At 57.4% G+C, this 21992-nt stretch carries 19 protein-coding genes; 18 read left to right on the top strand and 1 reads right to left on the bottom strand.

The features are described from left to right. Window positions 1-83: 83 nt before the first annotated feature. From EF096_RS06220 to EF096_RS06135, 18 genes are all read left to right on the top strand, one after another. The gene (locus tag EF096_RS06220) at window positions 84-2009 is read left to right on the top strand and encodes a sensor histidine kinase (RefSeq protein ID WP_158611242.1); all 1926 of its coding nucleotides are present in this window, start codon (window positions 84-86) and stop codon (window positions 2007-2009) included. Then, the gene (locus EF096_RS06215; protein ID WP_123888760.1) at window positions 2006-2722 is read left to right on the top strand and encodes a response regulator transcription factor; all 717 of its coding nucleotides are present in this window, start codon (window positions 2006-2008) and stop codon (window positions 2720-2722) included. Before EF096_RS06220 ends, EF096_RS06215 begins: the two co-directional genes overlap by 4 nt. A gap of 262 nt (window positions 2723-2984) precedes the next feature. Further along, on the top strand, window positions 2985-3776 hold the full coding sequence (locus tag EF096_RS06210; protein ID WP_123888759.1) for a type II secretion system protein: 792 nt from the start codon (window positions 2985-2987) through the stop codon (window positions 3774-3776). Window positions 3777-3814: 38 nt separating this feature from the next. Then, a complete protein-coding gene (locus EF096_RS06205; protein WP_218565721.1) occupies window positions 3815-4618 on the top strand; it encodes a prepilin-type N-terminal cleavage/methylation domain-containing protein in 804 nt (267 codons plus the stop codon). 26 nt (window positions 4619-4644) lie between these two features. After that, complete coding sequence (locus EF096_RS06200) at window positions 4645-5124, top strand: hypothetical protein (protein ID WP_123888758.1); 480 nt, start codon at window positions 4645-4647, stop codon at window positions 5122-5124. Then, the gene (locus tag EF096_RS06195) at window positions 5121-6374 is read left to right on the top strand and encodes a hypothetical protein (RefSeq protein ID WP_123888757.1); all 1254 of its coding nucleotides are present in this window, start codon (window positions 5121-5123) and stop codon (window positions 6372-6374) included. Before EF096_RS06200 ends, EF096_RS06195 begins: the two co-directional genes overlap by 4 nt. Next, the gene (locus tag EF096_RS06190; RefSeq protein WP_123888756.1) at window positions 6371-6934 is read left to right on the top strand and encodes a general secretion pathway protein GspB; all 564 of its coding nucleotides are present in this window, start codon (window positions 6371-6373) and stop codon (window positions 6932-6934) included. Before EF096_RS06195 ends, EF096_RS06190 begins: the two co-directional genes overlap by 4 nt. Further along, window positions 6931-7599, top strand: a complete 669-nt coding sequence (locus tag EF096_RS06185) for a hypothetical protein (RefSeq protein ID WP_123888755.1) — start codon at window positions 6931-6933, stop codon at window positions 7597-7599. Before EF096_RS06190 ends, EF096_RS06185 begins: the two co-directional genes overlap by 4 nt. Beyond that, the gene (locus EF096_RS06180) at window positions 7596-8375 is read left to right on the top strand and encodes a prepilin-type N-terminal cleavage/methylation domain-containing protein (protein ID WP_123888754.1); all 780 of its coding nucleotides are present in this window, start codon (window positions 7596-7598) and stop codon (window positions 8373-8375) included. Before EF096_RS06185 ends, EF096_RS06180 begins: the two co-directional genes overlap by 4 nt. 51 nt (window positions 8376-8426) lie before the next feature. Then, entirely contained in the window at window positions 8427-10136 is a 1710-nt protein-coding gene (gene mshL, locus EF096_RS06175) for a pilus (MSHA type) biogenesis protein MshL (protein WP_123888753.1), read from the top strand. An 11-nt stretch (window positions 10137-10147) separates the two neighbouring features. Beyond that, window positions 10148-11059: a tetratricopeptide repeat protein gene (locus EF096_RS06170; protein WP_123888752.1), complete on the top strand. Its 912-nt coding sequence runs from the start codon at window positions 10148-10150 to the stop codon at window positions 11057-11059. Next, window positions 11059-12525, top strand: a complete 1467-nt coding sequence (locus tag EF096_RS06165; protein WP_123888751.1) for an ExeA family protein — start codon at window positions 11059-11061, stop codon at window positions 12523-12525. Before EF096_RS06170 ends, EF096_RS06165 begins: the two co-directional genes overlap by 1 nt. Next, window positions 12522-13778: a type II secretion system F family protein gene (locus EF096_RS06160; protein WP_123888750.1), complete on the top strand. Its 1257-nt coding sequence runs from the start codon at window positions 12522-12524 to the stop codon at window positions 13776-13778. The genes EF096_RS06165 and EF096_RS06160 overlap by 4 nt, the downstream gene beginning before the upstream one ends. Window positions 13779-13789: 11 nt before the next feature. Beyond that, window positions 13790-15907 carry a hypothetical protein gene (locus tag EF096_RS06155; RefSeq protein ID WP_123888749.1) on the top strand — a complete coding sequence of 706 codons (2118 nt, stop codon included), beginning with the start codon at window positions 13790-13792 and terminating at the stop codon, window positions 15905-15907. Beyond that, window positions 15904-17046 carry a type II secretion system protein gene (locus tag EF096_RS06150; protein WP_123888748.1) on the top strand — a complete coding sequence of 381 codons (1143 nt, stop codon included), beginning with the start codon at window positions 15904-15906 and terminating at the stop codon, window positions 17044-17046. Before EF096_RS06155 ends, EF096_RS06150 begins: the two co-directional genes overlap by 4 nt. Further along, window positions 17043-18215 (top strand): type II secretion system protein, encoded by a 1173-nt coding sequence (locus EF096_RS06145; RefSeq protein ID WP_123888747.1) that lies wholly within the window; start codon window positions 17043-17045, stop codon window positions 18213-18215. Before EF096_RS06150 ends, EF096_RS06145 begins: the two co-directional genes overlap by 4 nt. An 18-nt stretch (window positions 18216-18233) precedes the next feature. Then, window positions 18234-18929, top strand: a complete 696-nt coding sequence (locus tag EF096_RS06140) for a type II secretion system protein (RefSeq protein ID WP_123888746.1) — start codon at window positions 18234-18236, stop codon at window positions 18927-18929. After that, window positions 18929-20635 carry a GspE/PulE family protein gene (locus tag EF096_RS06135; RefSeq protein WP_123888745.1) on the top strand — a complete coding sequence of 569 codons (1707 nt, stop codon included), beginning with the start codon at window positions 18929-18931 and terminating at the stop codon, window positions 20633-20635. Before EF096_RS06140 ends, EF096_RS06135 begins: the two co-directional genes overlap by 1 nt. A 63-nt stretch (window positions 20636-20698) precedes the next feature. Here the strand turns inward: EF096_RS06135 and EF096_RS06130 are convergent, their stop codons facing one another. Further along, window positions 20699-21877 (bottom strand): MFS transporter, encoded by a 1179-nt coding sequence (locus EF096_RS06130; RefSeq protein ID WP_123888744.1) that lies wholly within the window; start codon window positions 21875-21877, stop codon window positions 20699-20701. Between the last annotated feature and the right edge of the window lie 115 nt (window positions 21878-21992).

Below are 21992 nucleotides of genomic sequence, written 5' to 3'. Positions count from 1 at the left end.
CTTTTTTCCCAAAATGTGCAATGATTCACAACTTTTCACGGGGGGGTGGGGTTGCTTCCTGTGGCGTAACGCGCGAGGGATTTGTGCGATTCTTTTTCAGTCTGGTTCTGTTGCTGTGTCTGTGCGTGTCTTTTGTCATGCCAGTTTGGTCTGCTCCGCTCAAGCTGGGTAGTGATCTGCCTTACGAAACCTATGAAGATATTGCTGGCGATCTGACCAGGGATACGGTGCTGCCGTTGTTGCAGGCTGAGGCCGATACCTATACCTCGGTTACGGTCTCCAGGGGCTACACCCGCTCGGTATACTGGTTTAGCTTTGAGCTGCCTGCTTCCGCCTTTACGTCCGGCGAGCGTTGGATGGAAATGCATCCTACATTTCTTGACGATGTGCAGATTTTTTACCGTCCGCTGAACCAGGCGGGCGCTTGGCAGCTGTGGCAGAGCGGCGACACTCACCCTGGCCCGGCGGGTAATCTGGATTATCGTTTTCCCTTGTTTAAAGTGCCGGCAAGCGAAGCCGGTTATGAGTTTTTGTTGAGGGTTGCCAGCAGTAGTGCCTTGATGCTGCAGCTGACCTTCTGGGAGCCAAACGAGTTCACGCCGCAGGCTATTCGCGCGACCAATAAGTGGAGTATTTACTTTGGTGTCGCCCTTTTATCCAGCCTGATCGCCTTGTCGCTTGCCATTACCCTTCGAAGTCGGCTGCTGTGGTCTGTCACCGCAATGTCGGCTACTTACGGATTAGTTGCCTGCGTTCAGGGTTATATAGCCTGGCTGTTGCCCGCCCGGGGTTTGCTTATACAGCATTACCTAACTGGCGTTTTCACTCTGCTTTCCTACGCTGCCGTCATCTGGCTGACCGCTGAGGCGTTGGCGCTGCGTAAACGCATGCCGCGGATTTATCGCGCGATGTTGGCCAGCAGTGGCGCGATTGCACTCTTGGTATTTAGTGTGCCGCTGGGTTTTTATGGCGAAGCCTTTCGCTGCATGATCGTTCTTTACTTGTTGGTCGGTTTTTTCAGCCTCGGTTTAGGTCTTTATCTCTGGTGGCACGATCGACCGTCTTCAGTTCCCTTGCTGGTGGGCGCCAGTCCCTTGTTTTGCATTCTCATCAGTCTGGCGGGCGTGGGGACTGTGCTGGGCTTTTTAGAGTACCGCAAAGAAATCTATGTGCTTTGGCAGGCGGCCCTGCTTGAGAACATGCTGCTGGTGCCGTGGCTTGCCATTATCCAGGTGCGTAAAAGGCGGCAACAAGCGTTGGAAAAGGCAGGCTTGGCGCATGATCTTAGAGTCGAGCGCGAGGCCAGATTTCATCAGCGTCAATTTATGGGTATGGTTGCTCACGAATTCAGAACACCGCTGGCAGTGATTACGGCCAGTCTGGAAAATATGCGATTGGCAGATACCTCGGCAGAATCTCAGAGCCGACGCCATCGACGCATTGAGCGAGCCACGGAACGTCTGGTGCAGCTGACGGATAATTGCCTCGCAGATTCCCGCCTTGATGCACAGAGTCTGATCATCGCGCCAGAGCCAACCCGCTTGGCCGAGTTACTCAGTTCTGCCGCCTCACTCGTCCATCTTTCAGATCATCACCACTGGGTGCTTACATTCGAAGGCGAGGAAGTGACTGATTTGTCCGATATTGAGGCGGTGGCCAATGTCGATCCGGCGCTGATGCGTATTGCCTTATCAAACGTAATCGACAACGCGGTGAAGTACTCTCCGAAGGGGGCCATTGTCGTGGAGCTGCGGCGCGAGGATAGCGCCTGGCTTGTATCTATAGCTGATTCCGGCAACGGGATAGCCGCCGCGTTAACGCCGCATATTTTCGAGCGCTACCGCCAAGCCAGTCAATCTGGCCAAAACGCAGGAGGCGTTGGTTTGGGGCTCTTTGTTGCCAGACAAATTGCCCAGGCGCATGGCGGAAGCCTGAAGTTGGCGGACAACAGTAATGCGGGTTGCCGTTTTGTTTTTATATTTCCAGACCTTTGGGGGAGGGAGTTATGAGTCTGGCTGGCTTGCGTATTGCCGTGATCGAAGACAACGTGGATCTACGCGAGGAATTGCTGTTCTTTTTGCGTCACCGTGGTTATAGCGCGTGGGGCGTGGGGAGCGCCGAAGCCTTCTGGAAAGAACTGCACCGTAATCCGGTAGAGGTCGTGATAGTCGATCTTGGTTTACCCGGCGAAGATGGTTTTAGTGTCATTGAGTATCTTCATGCTCTAGGTGGATATGGCCTGGTTATCTTGACCGCCCAGGGCGGTGAGCGAGAGCGTCTGCGAGGAATCAATCTTGGCGCGGATCTTTTCCTGGTAAAGCCAATCAACTTCGCAAGCTTTACCGCTTCCTTGTATGCGCTTTGTAGTCGATTGCGCGCTGGCGATACGAACTCGAGTGACGCGGTATTTGAGGTGCAGCAGGATAAATGGCTACTGGATCTTGAACAGATGCGTTTATCAGGCCCTATTGGCGATGAAGTTGTACTTTCTTCGCAGGAGCTTGATTTGCTAAAGCCGCTTATGCGCTCTGCAACGCAGATATTCAGCCGGGAGGCGTTACATGACCTGCTGTTCGATTACGCAGAGGAAACCGATACACACAGAATCGACGTCATACTCAGTCGTCTCCGTGCCAAGGCCAAAAAACAGGGCCTGCGTTTGCCTATCCGCTCGGTGTTTGGCAAGGGTATTGTGTTTACCGGTAAAGCGGCCTGCTTTTAGTGGCAATACCGTCTATTAAGCCCTCTTTCTGAGGGCGTTTAGAGTCTTCAACCAACCTATGATGGCTGTATGCCGCTAAATGCGGAGCTTGCGCACGCATGTCAAAAATACGTTGAGAGTTTTGAGATATTCGAGACTGACGCAATTCACATTGGCCGTGGCAAAGTCCGGCCTGTTGCAGTCTGACAGGCTTTAAAAGGATTAGTTCCGCTAAGCGGTTGGCCTGCTCTGATATCCAGAAAACTCATTAATGGAAAAAAACATGAGTGCATTCAAACGCGTTTCGTCCCAGCGCCAGCGTGGCTTCACCTTGGTCGAAATCTCTCTCGTTCTGGTTGTAATTGGCTTGATCCTTGGGGCCGTTTCTATTGGCAAAGATATTCAGCGAAACGCCGAATACACCAAGGTCAAACAGAAGTTTGTTGATCAGTGGGTTAGTGCCTACAACGCGCATTTTTTGCGTTCAGGTGTCGTGATTGGCGATAGCCAGACTCAACCGCGGCTGATGGTCAATGGCGCTACCTTTGAAGTGGTAGATGATCTGGTGTCAGGTCGGGATATGACCGGAGCTACCCCACCCAACGCTATCTGCCAGGGTGGTGCTGCGCCAAATATGACGCGTGAAGCCGATCTCATCCTGCACGGTGAAATGGATCGTCACGGCATCCGCATGCCGCCTGGCCGTGCCGAAGGCTTCGAGGATCGTTACGCCTACCTCGATACCAACGGTAATCCCCAGGAGCTACAAATCTGCTTCCAGTGGAATAATCCGGGCTCTCCCGCCAGTTCAGGCAATGTCATGGTTATTACCGGTCTGACGCCTGATTTGGCTCGCTCGCTTGATCAAATGATTGATGGTCAGGCTGATGCCCGCGAAGGCCTTTTCCGCAAGTATGACATCGCCAACGATTCCGATGGTCTGCCCGGGATTGAGTGGGCTGCAAACAACACCCAGGCTTATGGCGCTGGCTCTGGTTCCGCCACTGATACGGATCAGAACCTGGATGAAGATCAGGTTATTACGGTCGTTGCTACTTACAAGATGAACCAGTGAGTCTGGAGGTTGCGATGATGTCGCCAACGGCAAGATCCATGCGCAAACAGCAGGCTGGGTACACCTTGATGGAAATCGTGCTGGTGATGGCCGTCATGGGGCTCATCATGGGTGGTCTGAGTATCGGCCGTGACGTGCTCCAGGAAGCGGAATATAACCGGATCCAAAGCAAGTTTCTGATGCCTTGGAAGCAGGTTTACGATCTGTATTACCAGCGCACAGGTGTGGTCCTGGGTGATAACCAGGTAGCACCTACGCTCATGGTGAACGGCTATGAAACCGTGTTCGACAACCTGCGCGGCGCTGTTGCCGGTGTTCCTGGTAACTACCGTAATACCGGACGCCGACTATGCCATGGTGACGGCTACCCAGCTGACTCATCCGGCGTAGGCGATCCCGCTCTGTCGAATCTGGATCTGCAAGCGTTGGTCGACCGCGTCGGCATTACTATGCCGTCAGGTCGGGCCGAGGGCATGGAAGATCGTTACGCTTACAAAGACACCAACGGGAATCCGGTGGAGCTGCAAATCTGTTTCCAGTGGAATCCGGTAGGAACCATCAGCGGCTCGGGTAACGTGATGGTGATCCGCGGACTGACTCCTGATCTGGCGCGCAAGATGGACCAAATGGTTGATGGTCGCCCCGACGCTACTGAAGGACGTTTTCGTCAGCAGAACGCCAATCGCAACACCCTGCAGAGCACTCGGCAGGTGCCAGGGTTGGAGTGGAGTGCTAACAACACCTTCTCATCGACAGACGCGCACCCCGAAGCATTCGGTAAGGGCACTGGGCGCGATCGGGATGTGATGCTGGTTACTGCGCATTGGGCAATGGATCAGTGACTACGCAGCATTTCCCCGGATCAAGCATGCTAAGCCAAGGTCGTTTATGCATGCTGCTGATTGTCGTCAGTGCTATTGCGTTGCCTTTCCTGGCAAGTGTTGCGTTTAGTTATAAAGCTGAAGCGAGACTGCTTCAGCAGCAACTGACCGAAACCCGTCGCCAGGCTGATCAAGAGGGCAGTGCCAAGCAGCAACTGGCTCGCTGGAGCGATGCAAGCGAGCAGTGGCACGCGCTGGCTGCACGCGCCGACCAGCGTGGGTGGCGAACCAGTCTATGGGACGTGCGCTCAATTGAAGTGGACGCCAAACGTTTCTCTCGCGTTGAGGCCGACACCTTGCTCAGCAGCCTGGAATCTGGTCAGGACGGCTTTATGCTGCCCAAGGCTTTTTCCTTGAAGCTGTTAAGTGACAACGGCTCACTGTTTATCGCCTCTCCTGCGAGTGACCAGCGCAGTGTCGTGCAACTGTCGTTGTCGGGTGAGTACTACTCGCGGAGAGCGCAATGAGTGCTGCCCAGCTACTGTTCGACCTGGGTGGTCCGGCAGAAGGCGCTTCAGCTAATGCCTTGTCACAGCGCCTGGCGTCGCCGCGTGGTCCCGTCATCATCATTACCGATTATCAAGGCGCGCCCTTCGGCGTAGAAGCCTTGCCGGCCCATCATCAGAACCTTGCGCCACTGCTGGAAAAGCGACTTCGCGACGAGGGTGATATCGATGGTCTGGCCCGGGTGTTGATGCATGCGTGTGAGCGCCAGGGGGATTTTGCCCAAACAGCCTACACGGCTGTCCCGGTGGCGCTCCACATGGCGTATCAGCGCTGGGTTAAGCAGCAGAGCGACCATGTGTTGCTGTTCCCGTTGCTTGAAGCATTGATCCTGCTGGCGCAACGCCAACAGCTGGTCTCCGGCGTGCTGGCCTTTGTCCATGACGAGAGTGTTGATGTGCTGGTGTTTCAGGATGGTTCGCTATTGCAGGCGAGCCGTCAGCGTCTATACGCCAACGATGACCAGCCGTATAGACGCATCGCAGCCTATATTCATGCCCAGCAGGTCGGCTTGCAAGGCGATGACGATCAAGCTGAGTGTGTGCTGATCGAGCGCACCAGCGACGAAAGTCAGTTGCTTGTCGAAGCGTTAAAAGAGGCCGGAACGCAGAGCGTTAAGCCTGCCTTGCCGGCACGCCTGCTGTTTGATCAGCTCAATGCGAAGCGCGCTGATCTGGATGGGGTTAGTCGCTCTCTTTATCTGGCTAACCGCATTATGCCCTTGGTCGCAGCTGTGATGGTGACCTTTTGTTTGACCGGGGCAGGTGGCGCTCTCTATTGGAAGCATCAGGCATCGTCGCTGCAAGCCGAGTTGAACGAGGCGCAGACACAGAGCCTGAGTCAGACCTTCAGTGAGATGAACGGGGCTCTGGGAGAGGCGCAGAGTATGGCGGTAACCCAGCGCGAGCGGGCAGAGTTTGTGCGTTTGTCTGATCGTGTCCGGCGCACACCGGACCCCGCAAGTCTTATTCGTGATCTGCGTCAGACGGTTCCAGCGGGTATTGATCTGACCGAAGCCGGCATCGTCTCTGACGACGCAGGTGTATTGATAATTGTGGCTGGTCGCAGTGCCAGTGTGGCTGCACCTTTTGCCGCAGAAGAACGCTTTGTTGAGGCCTTGCAAAAGCTTGGGTACGAAGTAGAGCGGCGAGAAATCACCAGCGGCCTTGGTAACAGCCTGTTTCGCCTGGCGCTGACCTGGAGTGAGAAATGAAAAGGAAATACTTCGCCGCAGCGATGTTGCTGGTAGCAACTAGCTCTTGTGGTTTGGCTTATCAGTTGGCGCAGGCCGCCGAGCGTGACATACAGATGGCCCGTGCGAGCCAGGACTCGCAGTTGCAGAGTCTGGACGCGCGTTTGGGCGAGAAGGTCATGGAGTTTCTGGAGCTGAACGAGCTGTTGGCTCAGCAACTCGAGAATGCCCGCCAATTGCGAGAGCGCGAAAAGGCAGAGGTATTGCTCACCGGGGCTGCTGTAGAGACGCTGCCGCAGCCCCTGCCAGAACCACAGCCAGACCCTCAGGTAGAACCGCAGGCCGAAGCGCCTGAACCTGAAGTGATTCGGGTGCGCTCTGGTCCGCCGTGGTGGACGCGCTATCAAGCCAGCATGGTTGTCTCGTCGGCGGGGGTTCGCTCAGCAGTGGTCAATGGTCGTTACGTACGCCGCGGTGATTCACTCGGGCGTGGTGTTGTGGTTCGTGACATCAGACCTGGTCAGGTGTCGCTGAGTCGCGGCGGCCAAGTGGCTGTGTTGAAGGTCAAGGACGGCAGATGAGTCTCGGTCGCTTTCTCGCCCTGGGTGTTCCGGTGCTGCTGTTGCTGGCGGTGCTGGTGTGGCTCAAAAGTGAGCAGCCTGAGACGTTTATACCTGCAGAGCAGAGTGCGCCTGCGGTGGTGATGCCGACCCAGTCGTCATCTTCGTCTGACAGTGGCAAAGATATCGATGCGCTCTGGAAGCGCTATGAGGCGCTGAGCGCGTCTTCGTCAGCAACGGCAGACGCTGTCGGTTCGCCCGAGCAGGTCGCGCCAGCGCGTGCTTCCGAAGAGTCAGAGCGTGCTGCCGGAGCGCAGTCGCGGGAGGCTCTACGTGAGCAGGCCAAGCGCCGCCGGGAAGCCTTGTTGGCCTCGCGTGATGATGCGTTCAGCAAGCTTAAGAGCCTAAAGCCGGGTGATGTAGAAGGCATGGTTGCTGTGCTTGAACAGCTCAACCGGCAGCTCAAGGATAACGGCATTGAGCACCAGATTGATGTTGATACTGTTCGCCAGCAAATGCGCAGCAGTCAAGAACTGGCTGCACTCAATGAGGCGATGCTGCTTGAGGCAATGAAAGGATCGCGTGCGGATCCTCAGCGCCTGCAGCAACTGAGTCGTGATTTACGCGAGATGCAAGAGACTGTTACCGACAGCTTGAACGCGAGATCAGGGCTGGTTTCACCATGAGTCACGCTGGGCATTTATCACGTCAGCAAGGGTTCAGTTTATTGGAGCTGGCGCTGGTTTTGGCGCTGGTTGGCGGTATGGCGCTGATCGTCATGCAATATCGGGGGCAGGCGCTAAGCCAGGACAAAAGCATCGCCCAAGGCTATCAGGATCAGATAGCGGCCGCCCTGTTCCAGTATGCGCTACGCCATTACCGACTGCCTTGCGCCGATACCAACGGCAACGGTTTCGAGGGCGGCAGCGATGGTGCCTGTGGTCAGGGTTCAACCAACCACATGGTGGGTGGTGTGCCCTTTCAGACATTGAATATGCCGGAGACTCAAGGTCTGAGCGAGGCGGTAAGGCAGCGCTACGTTTACGGCGTATTCCGCGATAACAGCACCGCGGGTGACCTGAGCACATTGACCGAAAGAACCGGCGATGCACTCGGAACCAGCGGTTACTTGAGTCTGAATGACTTGCGCTACGCCCTGCGCGCTCTGGGCGCACGCGCCTTTGATGCCGGGCGCATTCATGTCACCGGGGACGCGCAGCAGGCGGGTGCCGCCAATTGCGCGACTAACCCTCTGGGTAACCTGGCCTTTTTCGTGGCCTACGCGGGTACCCGGGATGCGGATGACGACGGTGACGCCTTTGATGGCGAGAACAGCGATCTCAAGTGGCCGGCCGGGGGAGGACTCTGCGTTTCCGGTCCGTTGACCACACAAGATGAACAGTATGACGACGCCATCGTAGCGGTGGGGTTTGCCGAACTGCTCGGTTATTTGACCCAGTAATTGGGCTGCCGACAATTTTAATATGGAATCAGGCGTACCAGGAGTAGCCTCATGAATCTTGACCCTAGAATTGCGCTTCGTTTTAAACGGAGTTTCTGGCTAAGCGCAGTTGTGGCAACAACGTTGAGCGGTTGTAGCGTTGGCCCTTCCAAAGTGGATGCCAAAAAAGTACAGGCTGTTGATGAGCGTTCTCAGCCCTTGCTGCAGGAACGACTTGTGCAGGAATCGGACAAGCTGCGTGTACTGCAGGATGAGCTGAGAAAGAGTCTGGAGCAGACCCAGCCGCCGGTGCTTGAGCCGATGGTGCCGCGCTTCAACCCGCTGGATGCCATCAACGTCTCTCTGCAGGCCAACGATGAAGACGTGCGCAACCTGCTCAAGGCCATTGCTGATCAGGCAGGACTGAACCTGGTACTACCCGGCACGCTGTCGAGTGATCCGCGTACGATCTCGCTGTCGCTTAACTCGGTGCCAGCCAGCCAGGCGTTTGAAGAAATTACCAAGTCGCTTGACCTGTCAGGTGAAGTGCACAACAACATGCTGGTGGTTCAGGAGTTCAAGGAGCAGGTCTTTGATCTCGATTTTCTGCTGACCATGAGCACCGCCGATTTCAACGCCGGTGGTGATGTCTTTGGTGCCAGCAGCACCGGCGGTGACGGCGCATCTTCAGCCAGTGCCGGTTCGGGCAGCAGCGGCTTGCGCAGCAGTTTTTCGGTCTCTGGCCGCAACACGAATGACGTCAACCCCTATGAACAGATTGATCGTATGCTGGTTGCCCTGATCGGCGAGTCCAGCGCCGAACGCAACCCTTTCGAGCAAAGCATGGGTAGTGGCCAGCAGCCGGCATACATGCTCAACCGCTCCACCGGCACCTTGTTTGTGCGCGGTCGTCCGTCGCAGTTGGCCGCCGTTGGGCGGTTGGTTGAACACTACAAATCGGTGCTCAACCGCCAGGTGCTGATTGAGGCGCAGATTCTCGATATTGAACTCAACGACCAGTTCAGCTACGGCGTCGACTGGAACATATTGCGCGCCAATGCGGCTCTGTCTTACGCCTCTAACCCGTTGACCCTGGGTGCGATTAATACCACAGTGCCAGATGCTATCAATGCTGGCCGTAGCGTATTGATTCCGTCTACGGCACTGGGTACTGCAGGTACTCCTTCGCTGGGCATCGCTCAGGGTGGCGATCATCACAACATCGGGCTCGACCTGATGAAAACCTTCGGTACTATCCATATTCTCTCCAACCCCTCGATCAGGGTACGTAATACCCAGCCGGCGGTGGTGAGCGTGGGTAGCAACATCCGCTATATCGCCCAGTCCAGCTCCAATACTCAGAACGGCGGCGGTGGTCTGCTGGCAACCACGGCCAGTGTGGTCACCTCCAACGTCTTCGACGGTGTCATGCTGGGTGTGATTCCCTTTGTATCGCAAGACGGTTCTATTCACCTCACCATCAATCCGATGCAGACGTCGGTGCAGGAGAACTCGCTTGCGCTGGTTGATGTGGGTAGTACCGAAAACCCACTGAAGATTTCGCTGCCACGGGTCGACTTCAAGGGCATGACTACCTCCCTGTCGCTCAACGACGGTGACATGGTGATCATTGGTGGTTTGATCGGTGAAAACGGTAGCCGTACCAAAGATGGCTTGCCGGGTATTAGCGACATTCCGTTCGTCGGTGGGATCCTTGGCGGGCAGGCGGAATCGACCTCTGCACGTGAGCTGGTTCTTGTCCTTCGCGTTCAGATTCTGTAAGTGCGCAGACCATGAGCCTGATATTCGACGCGCTGCGTCAGCACGACAATCAACCGGCACAGGAACCTACCCTGTCCGGCAGCGTCGTGACGCCTGCGCGTTGGATAATGCCTTGGGTGATCGCGGTACTGATTTTGCTGGTGGGCTTGCTGGTGGTACTGGTCTTCCAGCCTTTGCAGTCGCGAGTGTCAGTACAGCAGGTTGAGCATGATCCAGTCCCGGTTGCCTCAGTTAGCACCGATTCTGTGTCATCAGAACCCGTGGCTGGCTCGCGTTTGTCTGGTGCCGTTCTGGATCGGGTGGTCAAGCCAGTCGGCGCAAGGCCTGTGCAGAACCGGCCGAATGACCAGGATGCTGTTACTGCCAGTGCATCCGCTGCGCGTCAGAATCGGACTGTACTGCCCACATCGCCGCCGTCGCCGCCTCTGGTAGAAACGCCAGTACGCCGCGTCGCCCCGACTATCGCCTCCGCAGCGGTTGTGGTCGCTAGTGAAGCAGCAGTCCAGGCGCCGGCTCAGACCAGGGCTGTACCTGCTGCGCCTGAACCGGCCCTGGCGCCTGCCAAGGTGAATCCGGCAGAACTCTTCAGATCATTCAATGCTGCCTTGGCTGCCGACCGTCTTGAGGAGGCTAACGCAGTGCTTGGGCAAACGCGGCTGGCGCTGGGTGAGTCGCATTTGATGGTTGCCAGAATGCAAGGCTATTACTGCATGCGTGCGGACTGTCCTGAGCTGGCGCGCCAAGCCTATACCAGGGTGTTGTCCCGACTACCGCAGGATCGCGAGGCGGGTTATAACCTGTCAGTGCTGGATTGGCAGGCGGGTCGCAAGGCCTCGGCGCGTGGGCGCGTGGGTTCAATGCTGGCGCAATACCCTGATGATGAGTCGCTGCGTGCATTACAGCGCATGATGGAGCGGCGCTGATGAATGCGTCTGTACACCTGTCAGCCTATCTTCAGCACTTCGGATTTGTGCGTAACCCCTTTCCGGTCACGCCAGACGAGCACGGCATTTTCTTTTCTCCTCGATTGGCTCAGCAATTCACCGAGTTGGTGCATTTCATCGAGCAGCGCAAGGGATTCATGCTGGTCACGGGCGACGTAGGTGTTGGCAAAAGCACCCTGTCTCGCGCTCTGTTGACGCGGTTGGCAGGTCAGGGAACCCGCACGGCTCTGGTGTTCAATACCTTTCTGCAAGGCCCCGAGTTGTTGCGCGCGATCAATCGCGACTTCGGTATAGAGGCCCAAGGCGATAGCCTGGAGTCTTTACTGCAAGCCCTGAATGATTGGCTGTTGCAGCAGCGAGATGCGGGCCATAACTGTGTGCTTATCCTCGATGACGCGCAGGGTCTGGATGTTTCCAGTCTGGAGTTGGTACGCCAGTTGAGCAATCTGGAAGCAAGCCAGGCCAAGTTGCTCCAGATCGTTATGGTGGCGCAGCCGGAGATCAGTCTTACGCTGGATCGCTATGATATGCGTCAGTTGGCCAGCCGTATTGCACTGCGTCTGGAGTTGTCACCCTTGACGCTGAGCGAGCTCGATACCTACCTGCATCATCGCCTGCAGTGGGCGGGAAGTCCGCAGGCGCTAACGCTTGACCAGGGTGCGCTCCGCCGCTTGCACTATTTTAGTCATGGTTATATTCGCCGCGTGCATATTCTGGTTGACCGTTGCCTCTATGGTTTGGCGGCGAGCGACTCGTCGCGTATCACTGCGGCCCTGGTTAATACTGCTGCCTACGAGCTTGGTTTTCAGCCTCAAGCCAAGCGGAATCCTGGCGTTTACGCCGCCAAGCTGGTGGCTGGCGTCGCAGCAATAGGGGTGATCGCGGGCCTGGTGGTGTTGGATGTCCGCCCGGACTGGGCTGTCATTAAGCCGGTACCCGCGGTGGCATCAGTAGCGCCGGTTGCTGTTGCGAAGGTTGAAGCCGAGCCTGAGCCGCAAGCGCTTGCCTGGCAACAGTTTATCGACCGGTATGCACCTCTGGCTGTTGGCGAGGCGCCGCCCGAGCACTGGTCGCAGGTTATCCAGTGGCTGCCGGAGCGAAGCGATACGCAACCTTGGTTGGCGGTACTTTTGCCTCTGGATTGGCAGGAAGGATGCCACGGGCAAACAAGTTATCCTTTGTCTGAAGGTAATCTAGTGCTATTTCGTTCTGCGTTGCCGGCACAGCCACAGCCTTTCGGGGCTGACGACAGCGCTATCATCGCATTGCAGCAGTCGTTGGCTCAGCAGGGCCTGTTGGCAGAAGCCGATATCGACGGGGTTATGGGGCCGCGCACCGCTACTGCGCTGGCTTTTTTCCAGAAGCAGAATGACTTGCTCGCCACCGGGCAGCCCGATGCAGACACGGCTTACTTGCTCGATTGCATTGGTGGAGCAAGCGAATGAATGCGTTGAACTTTCGCTATGTGTTTTACCGCGTAGTATCCGCGCAGGGCAAAGCGCGGCTCGGCTTGTCAAAATTGCCGGTCGACGACTTTAGTGCGGCGCACCTATTGGTGGAGCGACGGGAGCACGCGGTTATCTTGCACCTGTCGGTGCTGCCCAGCTGGGTTATTCCTTTTTTTGACTCGTTCGCCTTGCTTCTGCGGCGCAGCATTGCGCTGCCTTTGTTGGCCGAGTTTCTGCACAGTCTCGGCTTGATGCTGCGTAGTGGCTTGCCGATTGATATGGCGCTGGAGGACTTGAGCAAAGATGCTACTCAGCCGGCCCTGAAGTCGATGGCGCGCGATTTGCTTGCTGGCGTGCAGGCGGGCAATACCTTGTCTTCACGTATGGTTTTTTATTCGCATCAGCTACCGGCTACGGTTCGCCATCTAGTCGATATCGGCGAGCGCTCGGGTAACCTTGATCGCGTATTGATGGATGCTGCCGAGCATTTGGGCCGTATTACCGCGCTGCGCCAGGATGTGTATCGCGCCTTGATTTACCCTGCCTTTGTTGTAGTCACCATTGTTTGCGCAGCCCTGTTCTGGGTGTATTACGTGCTGCCGGATCTGGCCAATATGTTTCAACAGATGGGTGCGCACTTGCCGCCGCTGACACAGAGCGTCATGCGCGGTGTGGAGTGGACGCGCGAGCTGCTTGCTGCTTATGGCTACTGGGTACTGTGTGCCCTGGTGTTATTCCCGCTATTGCTTAGTCGGGTGCAGCGGGTACGCGCCGGTTTTTTCTGGTTGGCGTATCGTTTGCCGATTAGCCGTACGCTGGTGCGCACCTCCTCAATGGCCTTCATCAGTGAATATCTGGCGCTTCTGGTAGCAGCGGGCATTAACCTATTGGAAGGCTTGGCTATTCTGGAGGAGGCGACGCGCAACGAGGTCTATCGCAAGGCGATTCGGCAGGCGCGTGAAGGGGTGCAGCGGGGTAACTCGCTGTCGCGCGAGCTGGAGCGTAGCGGCGTTTTTTCACCGCTCATGATTCGCCTGATCAACGTTGGCGAGCAGAGCGGCAACCTGGACGGACAATTGCGCACCCTGGCCGATGAGTATCGGCGTCGACTCAATCACCTGGTCTCTACGTTGGCGGAGGTCATCAAGCCGGTCATTCTGTTGCTGGCGGGTGGACTGTTCATTTTCGTCGTAGTGGTATTTCTGCTGCCGGTATACGACCTCATCGCGCAAAGCACCCAGCTTCGCTGAAAGGATTCGTTATGAAGCTAATGTCCTCCGCTCCCCACCCCAGGTCTCGAGGCTTCACCTTGCTGGAGCTAGCCGCCTTGCTGGCTGTGCTATCCGGTCTGGTGTTTGCGCTGCTTTATAAAACGACGGACGTCAGCATCCAGCAGGCGCTGCAGAATACGGACGCTGCGCTGACTGCCGCAGACCAACAACTGCGCCAGTTTGCTGCCTGGAACGGGCGTTTGCCGTGTCCGGATACGGACGCCGATGGGATTGAGAACTGCGCCGCCGGCGTGACCAAGGGTACACTGCCCTACCGCACGCTTGGTCTCGCGGCAGTCGGATACGAGGTGGGCGAGCAAGGTGGCCGAGCGCTACGCTATGGTGTCTACCGCAACGCTTCGATCGACGCTGACCTGGCCGTCGCGGCCGAGCGCTTCAAACCCACCAATGCCGATAGCACAGCCTATGATCTGGGTAACCGCAATAGCCTGGATTTGTGTGTAGGGCTGGCAACAGCGGCGTCTCGCCCCGTCGATACCAGCCACCTTTTTGTTAGCTACGACGACACGACGCGAGCCGGTATGGCTTACATGCTGGCCAGTCCGGGCCAAGCCGATGCAGATAACGACGGTGATCGCTACGACGGACTCAATAGCGCCAGTGCCAGCGGTTTCAACGCGCCGCGCACCCCCATCTCCAATAACTATGACGATAGTGTTCGCGGACGCGGCCTAATAGAACTTTTTGACCTGATGCACTGCGACGTGGCTCAGCGCTCGTTGGATCTGGCGGCGAACGCCATTGCTCTTGAGGAAGAAAATATCGCCTTTGCTGAGTCCAATCAGGACAGTGCAGACCAAGGCGTACTGATGAATGGTGTAGGTACTGCACTTGCCGTCTGGTCGCTTGCACAGGCAGCGGCTGGGGTATCAGGTGCCTCGGAAGTACAAGGTATCTCAATCGGACTGTTGGCTGGGGTAACAGCCACTTGTCCTATTCCCCCCTTTCTCGGCTGTGCCTTGATCCCTGTCTATACTGCCGCCACTGCGGCGGCGGCTACTGGGCTGGGTTTAAATATTGCGGCGGCGGTGCTGTCGGGCACGGCGTTGGGGTTGCAGATAACGGCTACCGCGTTGTACGTCGATATCGCCGACAAGGCAGGTGCGCCCGATACCGCGGATACGGACTTGGGTATTACGCAGGCCATGGTCGACTCAGCCTTTGCCGACTATCAGCAGGCCAATGCTGACGCGCAGGCGGCAGAGAGCGCTTATGCGCAGGCTGAAGCTGCTTATCAGGCTGGCCCCAAGAGCGATGCGGATGCAAGTCGCGGTGCGCTTGAGGCGCAGATTGGCCTTCTACCGGCAGACGCTCAGACCGCGGCGCGCGACAATCTTTATGGTTTCCCGCGGCCGGGGGATATTGACCCAGATAATCTCCCCTCAGATCCCGTGATAGGCGTCGAGTCGTCGATTGATGCGTGGTACAGCGCGGAGCAGTCGGCAGAAAACTTAGCGGGTGTCGACCTGGTTGACGGGGACGGCAACCCTATTACCGATGGAAGCGGTAACCCTGTTGATTTGTCCGCTGATGCGCAAGCTGCCCAAGAGTCAGCACAACAACGCATCGAGGAAGCACGCGAAGCCCTGCTGGCGAGCGTTGAATGCCAGGCTAACCAGCCCTGTCCCTTACGCGACAATCTGGGGGCTGCGTTCGACGCGCATGTTGATGCTTACACCGCTGATCGTGATGCGTGGTACGAGCTGGATCAGCTCCGCGCAGCTGCCGAAAACGCGCGTAGTGAGGCAGACAAGGCCTATGACAGCTATGCCGCGCTGGACTGTGCTTTGCAGTTCAATCAGGACTATGACCCCAGCACCAACAGCTGTAAGGCTGGAGCGCCGGGAAGTGGCGCTGGCAATGCTGGCAACAACGCGTTATGCGACATTGCCAGCCCTTCTTACGATGCTGCTGCCTGCGCGGACCTGCAAGCGTCACAGAACTCTAACCCACTCTGCGATAGCGCTAGCCAGTACTACGATGCTGCTGCCTGCGCGGCGCTGGGAACCAGCTCCGGGCCACTGTCGATTTTCAGTGGTATGGATGACTTGGTGCGCCAACTGGATTCGAAAGGAACCGTACGATGAATACGCAGCGACAGTCCGGTTTTAGTCTCCTGGAAATGGCCTTGTCCTTATCGGTCCTGGGCTTTTTGTTTGCCATGCTGCCAATGACGTTGAGCTTACTGGACAGCGTCCAGAGTGCGGCTCCATCGCTTGATCAGAATAAGCTGGCGGTCAATGCCAGCGTTGGCTTTATCGTGCAACATGACCGCCTTCCTTGCCCTGATGCCAATGGCGATGGTTTGGAAAATTGCAATGGCACTCGGCGCGGCCGATATCCCTATCGCACCGTTGGACTGGGTAAGCCTTTGGTTAACGACAGCGGCTACCCCTATGTGTACGCGGTATACCAGCATTCCATAGCCAACCTCACCGCGCTGCAAAGCAGTTACCAGCCCAAGCTGCTCAGTGGTGAGGTGTCGACGGCAACCAACGCGTTGGACTTCTGTCAGGGGCTCAGGCTTGGTTTGTCTGGCGGTCTCCAGTCTGGCGAGGCCAGTGTGCTGGCGCTGGGGGGGAGTGCTGGCGTAAATCCGGCCTTTTTATTCGTTGATCCAGGTAGCGCGGATCGTAACGCCAATGGCCAGCCACTGGACGGTAACAATGTAGCTGGTCTGGTGTTCGAGTCGGTTGGCCGTAGCGATAGCGATAACTACGATGACACGGTAACCGCCATCAGTTTTGCTGAATTGTCTGCACGGCTTGATTGTCCTCATATCATTGCCAGCGTCAGCGCGGCTGCGCGAGATGCCAACGCGGCATATGACGCCTGGCGTGCATACCAGTTTTATCTGGATTTTCGACTGTTTGGTGAGTCGGTGCGTGAAACCAGTCTGGATATGGCTGAGTTGAAGCGGACGATCGCGCTGTTCAACTCGGCCGCGGGCACTGCGATGGCGTTGAATGACCTGGCTACCGGCCTCGCCAGTGCGACAGGCGCGGCTGCCATAGCGGTAGCGTCGGTCAATGCGGCGATCGCAGCGGCAATGATCGTCACTGAGTTGCAAAGTAGCGCTGAGGATGTGGCTGGCAAAAAGGACGAACTGGCGACAGCAGTGCAGCAGCGCAATGCCGCCGAAGTTGCGCGTAATGCGGCGTTGGCCTATCGGCAAAAGGCTTCGGCCCTGGTGCTTAGCCGTGATGCAAAGGGGTGGTTCCAATGAAGCCTGTATATCGTCAGCAGGGTATGACGTTGATTGAGCTTTCGATAGTACTGGTGGTGATGGGCTTGATCGCTGCGGTACTCATGTCACTGATTCCGTCGTTGAGTCGGCTGGCCAGCGTGGAGTCCGCGGTAACGGACGTAACAAGTACCCAGGACGCATTGGCTGGCTTTGCGTTGGCGACGGGTAGACTGCCCTGTGCTGATGCCGATCAGGACGGGTTGGAAGATTGCCCCGCTGTGGCCGGTGGTTTTCCTTACCTGTCGGTTGGACTCGGCGGGCCGCTCCGTAACGCCTATGGCTATGACTACCGGTATGGCGTTTATGTGCGTAGCGATAATGTGGCGATGAACGATACGAGTCTAACGACCCTGGCAGACCGCTGGCAGCCTACGCTGGTGTCCGGATTGCCGCCGACGTCGGGTTTGGCCGTGCTTGGTAGCAGCACACCGCTGGATTTTTGTCGGGCACTGGGCGTTGCGCAGACCGCGACTGCCGACACACAGTATTTGCATATGCAGTATCGCGGTTCCCGCGAAGCAGTAGCTTATGTTCTGGTTGATCCCGGCCAGGCAGATCGCGACGGTAATGGCTCGCTATTCGACGGCACCAATGCGACCGGCCTGGCTTTTGAGCACCCGCTACGCAGTAGCAGTCGCGATTATGACGATAGCGTCAGTGCGGTTCGTTTCAACCAGCTATGGGAGCAGCTGGAGTGCTCGGCACAGCTCGCGACCGCCGGACATGCCCATCCTAATGTGGTGTCTACCCTGGCTATGTTCCGCCAGGCCCTGCGCGACTATCGGGACCAGTTGGAGTTGGTCGAGGATATGGCATTTGCGGATAACTTTCAGACGGGTGCTTCCATCGCTTCGGCAACTGCCTCGGTTGCGTCTGCAGCGGCAAGTGCGCCTACCGCGACAGCATCGGCTATCAATACAGCGGGGGCTACTGCAGCTGCTGTAGGGGCTTCGATCGGTGCCATTGCGGGCAACACTATTCTGGTGGGCACGGCAATAGCCACCCAGGTTACAGCGGTACAGAACCTGAACCAGGTGCGTGACCAGCTGGATGAACTCGACGATCTTATCGACGAACTGGATGACTTGCATGACAGCGTGCGCGCTAACGTCGTCAACGCTGATACCGATGCGCTATCGGCTCAGTAACACATTAAAGAGACTCTTATGACTACGCATAACCGCTTTCGCCAACGGGGGTTTACCCTCCTGGAAATGTCCGTTGCCCTGATTATCGTCGCCTTGATAATTAGCGCCTTGACCCTGGGCAGCAACCTGCAGCGCAATACGGTCTATCAGCACATGGCGACCAGCTTTGTGCGTGGCTGGCAGATGGCCTTTCTCAATCATGTTGATCGGGTCGGTGTCGCGCCCGGTGACAGCCAGATCACTCCCACAGGCAAGGTAAATGGCGCTGATGATAGCGAACTGTGCGGTCTTGATTTGCGCAACGCCATGTATGCCGCCGGCGTGGCCATGCCGCCTGGGCGCTCGGAGGGTTTTGAAACTCATTATGGTTACCTCGATAGCAACGGTAACCCGCAGGATGTCAGCGCCTGCTTTGTCAACGTGAGCTGGAGTGTTCCGGGTAGCAGCGCCGGTCTCTACGTGGTGCAGCGCAAGAATGTGTTGGTTCTGAGAGGCTTGACGCCCGATCTGGCGCGTATGATCGACCGCTTGGTAGACGGTAATGCCGATGCGCGGTTTGGTAGCTTCAGGGAAGCAAGCGAGGCGGACAAAACCAGCACCAGCAGCAGCGAGTGGAGCCTGGATAACCGCGTGGGCTATGGGCAAACGTCGGTCAGGAACCTTGATGAATCACAGGTGGTCACCTTGACCGCTTATTACCTGATGGATCCTTGATGAGCCGCGTGGATACTTTACCTGCCTCGTTGGATGCTCCGGAACTCGGTAATACGCTGACGTCGCTCGGAATTCTTGATCCTACTCAGCTGGCCTACGCGCGCCAAAAGCAAGCCGTCACGGGTGAGTCGCTGAGTCAGATGCTGATTCGGTTGGGCCTGGTGTCTGCAAGCGACCTTGCCCGCGTGCTGGCGGATCATCATGGTTTGCCCTATATCGGCTCCGATGAGTGGCCCGAATCTGACCCTGGCGTCGTTGCGCTGTTCACGCGGGACGCTTGTCTGTCCCACGGTTTGCTGCCATTGCGGGTTCACGCAGGGCACTTGGAGGCCGTTGTCGGTAATGCGGACCCACAACGTGCGCAAAGTTTGATTCAGCGTCGCAGTGGCTTGCCCGCGCGCCTGTGGCAAGGCGACTTTAGTGCGGTAGCCCGTCGTATAGAAACCCTGTATTCAGCTAACCAGCGCACCGTATTAAGCGAATTTGAGCGCGAGTATCGTCAGGTTCGCCAGGATACTCAGGGCTCTTTTCCGGTCAATCAGTTGATCAACCACATGCTGGCGCTGGCCGTCAGCGAGCGCGCCACCGATATTCATCTGCAGCCTGAACCACAGTCACTACATATGGCCTTTCGCATCGACGGTGTATTGGTCCCGATCATCGCGCTGGATCGCGGCATGATGAGACTGGTGGCCGCTATTAAGGTGATTGCGGCGATGGATATTTCCGACAATCTGCGCCCGCAGGATGGCCGCTTTTCTGTCACCATCGATAATCAGACCTACGATATTCGCGCCTCCACGAGCATTACGCCACAAGGCGAAAGTGTCGTTCTGCGCTTGTTACCCAAAGGGGTCTCGGTTGCCGGGCTGGAGGAATTAGGCTTTGCGCCTGAGCACCTGCAGCGCCTGCAGGCATTGTTTCAGCAGCCACACGGCATCTTCCTGATGACGGGCCCGACCGGTTCGGGCAAGACCACCACATTGCATGCCGGACTGCGTCCATTAGGTATGACCGGCAAGAGTATTCTGACCGTCGAAGATCCGATCGAGTACGAGTTGCCGGTGGCCTCGCAAACCCAGGTTAACCGCAAGGCGAACTACACCTTCGACACCGCTATCCGACACTTTCTGCGGCATGATCCGGACATCATGCTGGTGGGTGAAATCCGCGATGCGGAAACCGCGGAAGCGGCTATCCGTGCGGCAGAAACCGGCCACTTGGTATTGTCGACACTGCACGTCAATAGTGTATCTGGTGTGGTCGGTCGGCTTATGGCGCTGGGTATTGCTCCGCAGGCGTTGGCCGAGACGCTTATCGGCTGCATCAACCAGCGCCTGGCGCGCTGCCTTTGCCCGCAGTGCAAAACGCCTGCGGCAACGCCGAACGCAATTCCCGCTGGTCTGGATGCGCTACTGGCGGGCGTGCAGCACATGCGTGGCGAGGGCTGTGACTACTGCCGACATACCGGTTTCCATGGTCGGGTGCCGGTGTATGAAATGCTGGTGTTCGATGCGCCGCTGGCGCGTTGGGTCGAAGAGGGCGGCAGTCGCGCGCGGCTGGAGGGCCTGTTGACCGAAGCAAACCATGTGCCGGTATGGGATACCGGCGCGCGCCTGGTAAGAGAGGGGCTGACTACGGTCGATGAGTTGGTCCGCGTCTTCGGGACCCGCGATGCGTTGGCGTCCGCGTCCTTGCGGGGCTAATACGCGGTTCATGGGCAAGTGCATTGGTTGGTCAGCCCGGCCTGACTAGCAGCGCGGAAGTCCTCAGGTACAAACCTCTGCCTTTGCTCGAAACACCACCGGACGCCAGAGGCTTAGCAAACCCACAACTGCAATGGCCGCGCCGACCCACAGCGGCGCGCGCAGGCCATAACCCTGTTCGATTACGGCGCCACCAGCCCAACTGCCGAAGGCAAGTCCCGCGGTGATGACCGAGGTGTGCAGTGCATTGACCAAGGCACTGGGTTCCGCCGCTTTCATCACGCGGGCGACCATGGCGGGGTTGAGCGCGACGCCGGTCAGACCGAGCAAAACGAAACAGCCGAGGTTAAGCCATACCAGGTCACCGGCCAGAGCGAAGCCGCCCAGAGCCAGGGCCATCAACGCCAGGCCCCAGCCGAGGGCAGGCATGGTGTGCCGGTCGGCAATGCGCCCGACAAACATGTTGCCTATCAGGTTGGCTATGCCATAGACCGCCAGCAGGGGAGCAACGTGGCTTGGTTTGACGCCGACTTCGTCAATCAGAATAGGGGTGCAATAGCTGAACGCGGCGAAGGTCGAGCCAATGATCAAGCCGCTGGTGATATAGGCGCCCCATAGCTGGGTGCTTCTAAGTGCGCTCCACTGGCTGCTTAGCGGCGGTTCGCTGCCGGGTTTTACTTTTGGCAGGCGCTTGGCCGCCAAGCCAGTACATATAAGTGCCAGTGCCACCACCAGCCAACCGCTGGCGCGCCAGCCAAAGTGCTGCTCTACCCAAGCGGTCATGGGTACCCCGGCGACGGGTGACAACATCAGCCCGGCCAGCACCACCGATAGCGCCCGGCCGCGCATTTCTGTCGATACCATGCCCGCACAGATGGTCATGCATAAGCCGATGCAGGCGGCGCTGGAAACCCCCATGATGCAGCGTGCTATCGCCAGTATCAGGTAGGTGGGCGCGGCAGCTGCAAGTGCACCAGCGAATACATAGACAGCCAGCAGCGATACCAGAGCATGCTTGTTACTCACGCGTCGGGCCAGCAGCATGACGGTAACAGGTGGTCCACCCAGTGCCATACCTAAGGCATAAAAGGCGATAAGGTTGCCGACTTGCGCAAGACTAACGGAAAAGGATTCGGCCAGGGCGGGCATCATACCGGCGACCATGAATTCAGCCGTGACTAACGAAAAGATGGTCAGGCCCAAAAGGTAGACTGTTGGGGGCAGCTTGGTACGGTCGGTCATGAAGGCCTCGGCGGAAATTTCGATCGCCACCCTAGGCAGTGACAGCCATGCGGTCAAGCGACTATTGGGCCTATTTTTATTTACGATCCGGGGTTTGGGCACCTGACAGATAGTG

This window comes from Pseudomonas neustonica (assembly GCF_003797945.1).
GTDB classification, from domain to species: Bacteria; Pseudomonadota; Gammaproteobacteria; order Pseudomonadales; family Pseudomonadaceae; genus Halopseudomonas; species Halopseudomonas neustonica.
Note: the sequence above shows the minus strand (reverse complement) of the source record. Positions and strands in the feature narration are given on the sequence as shown.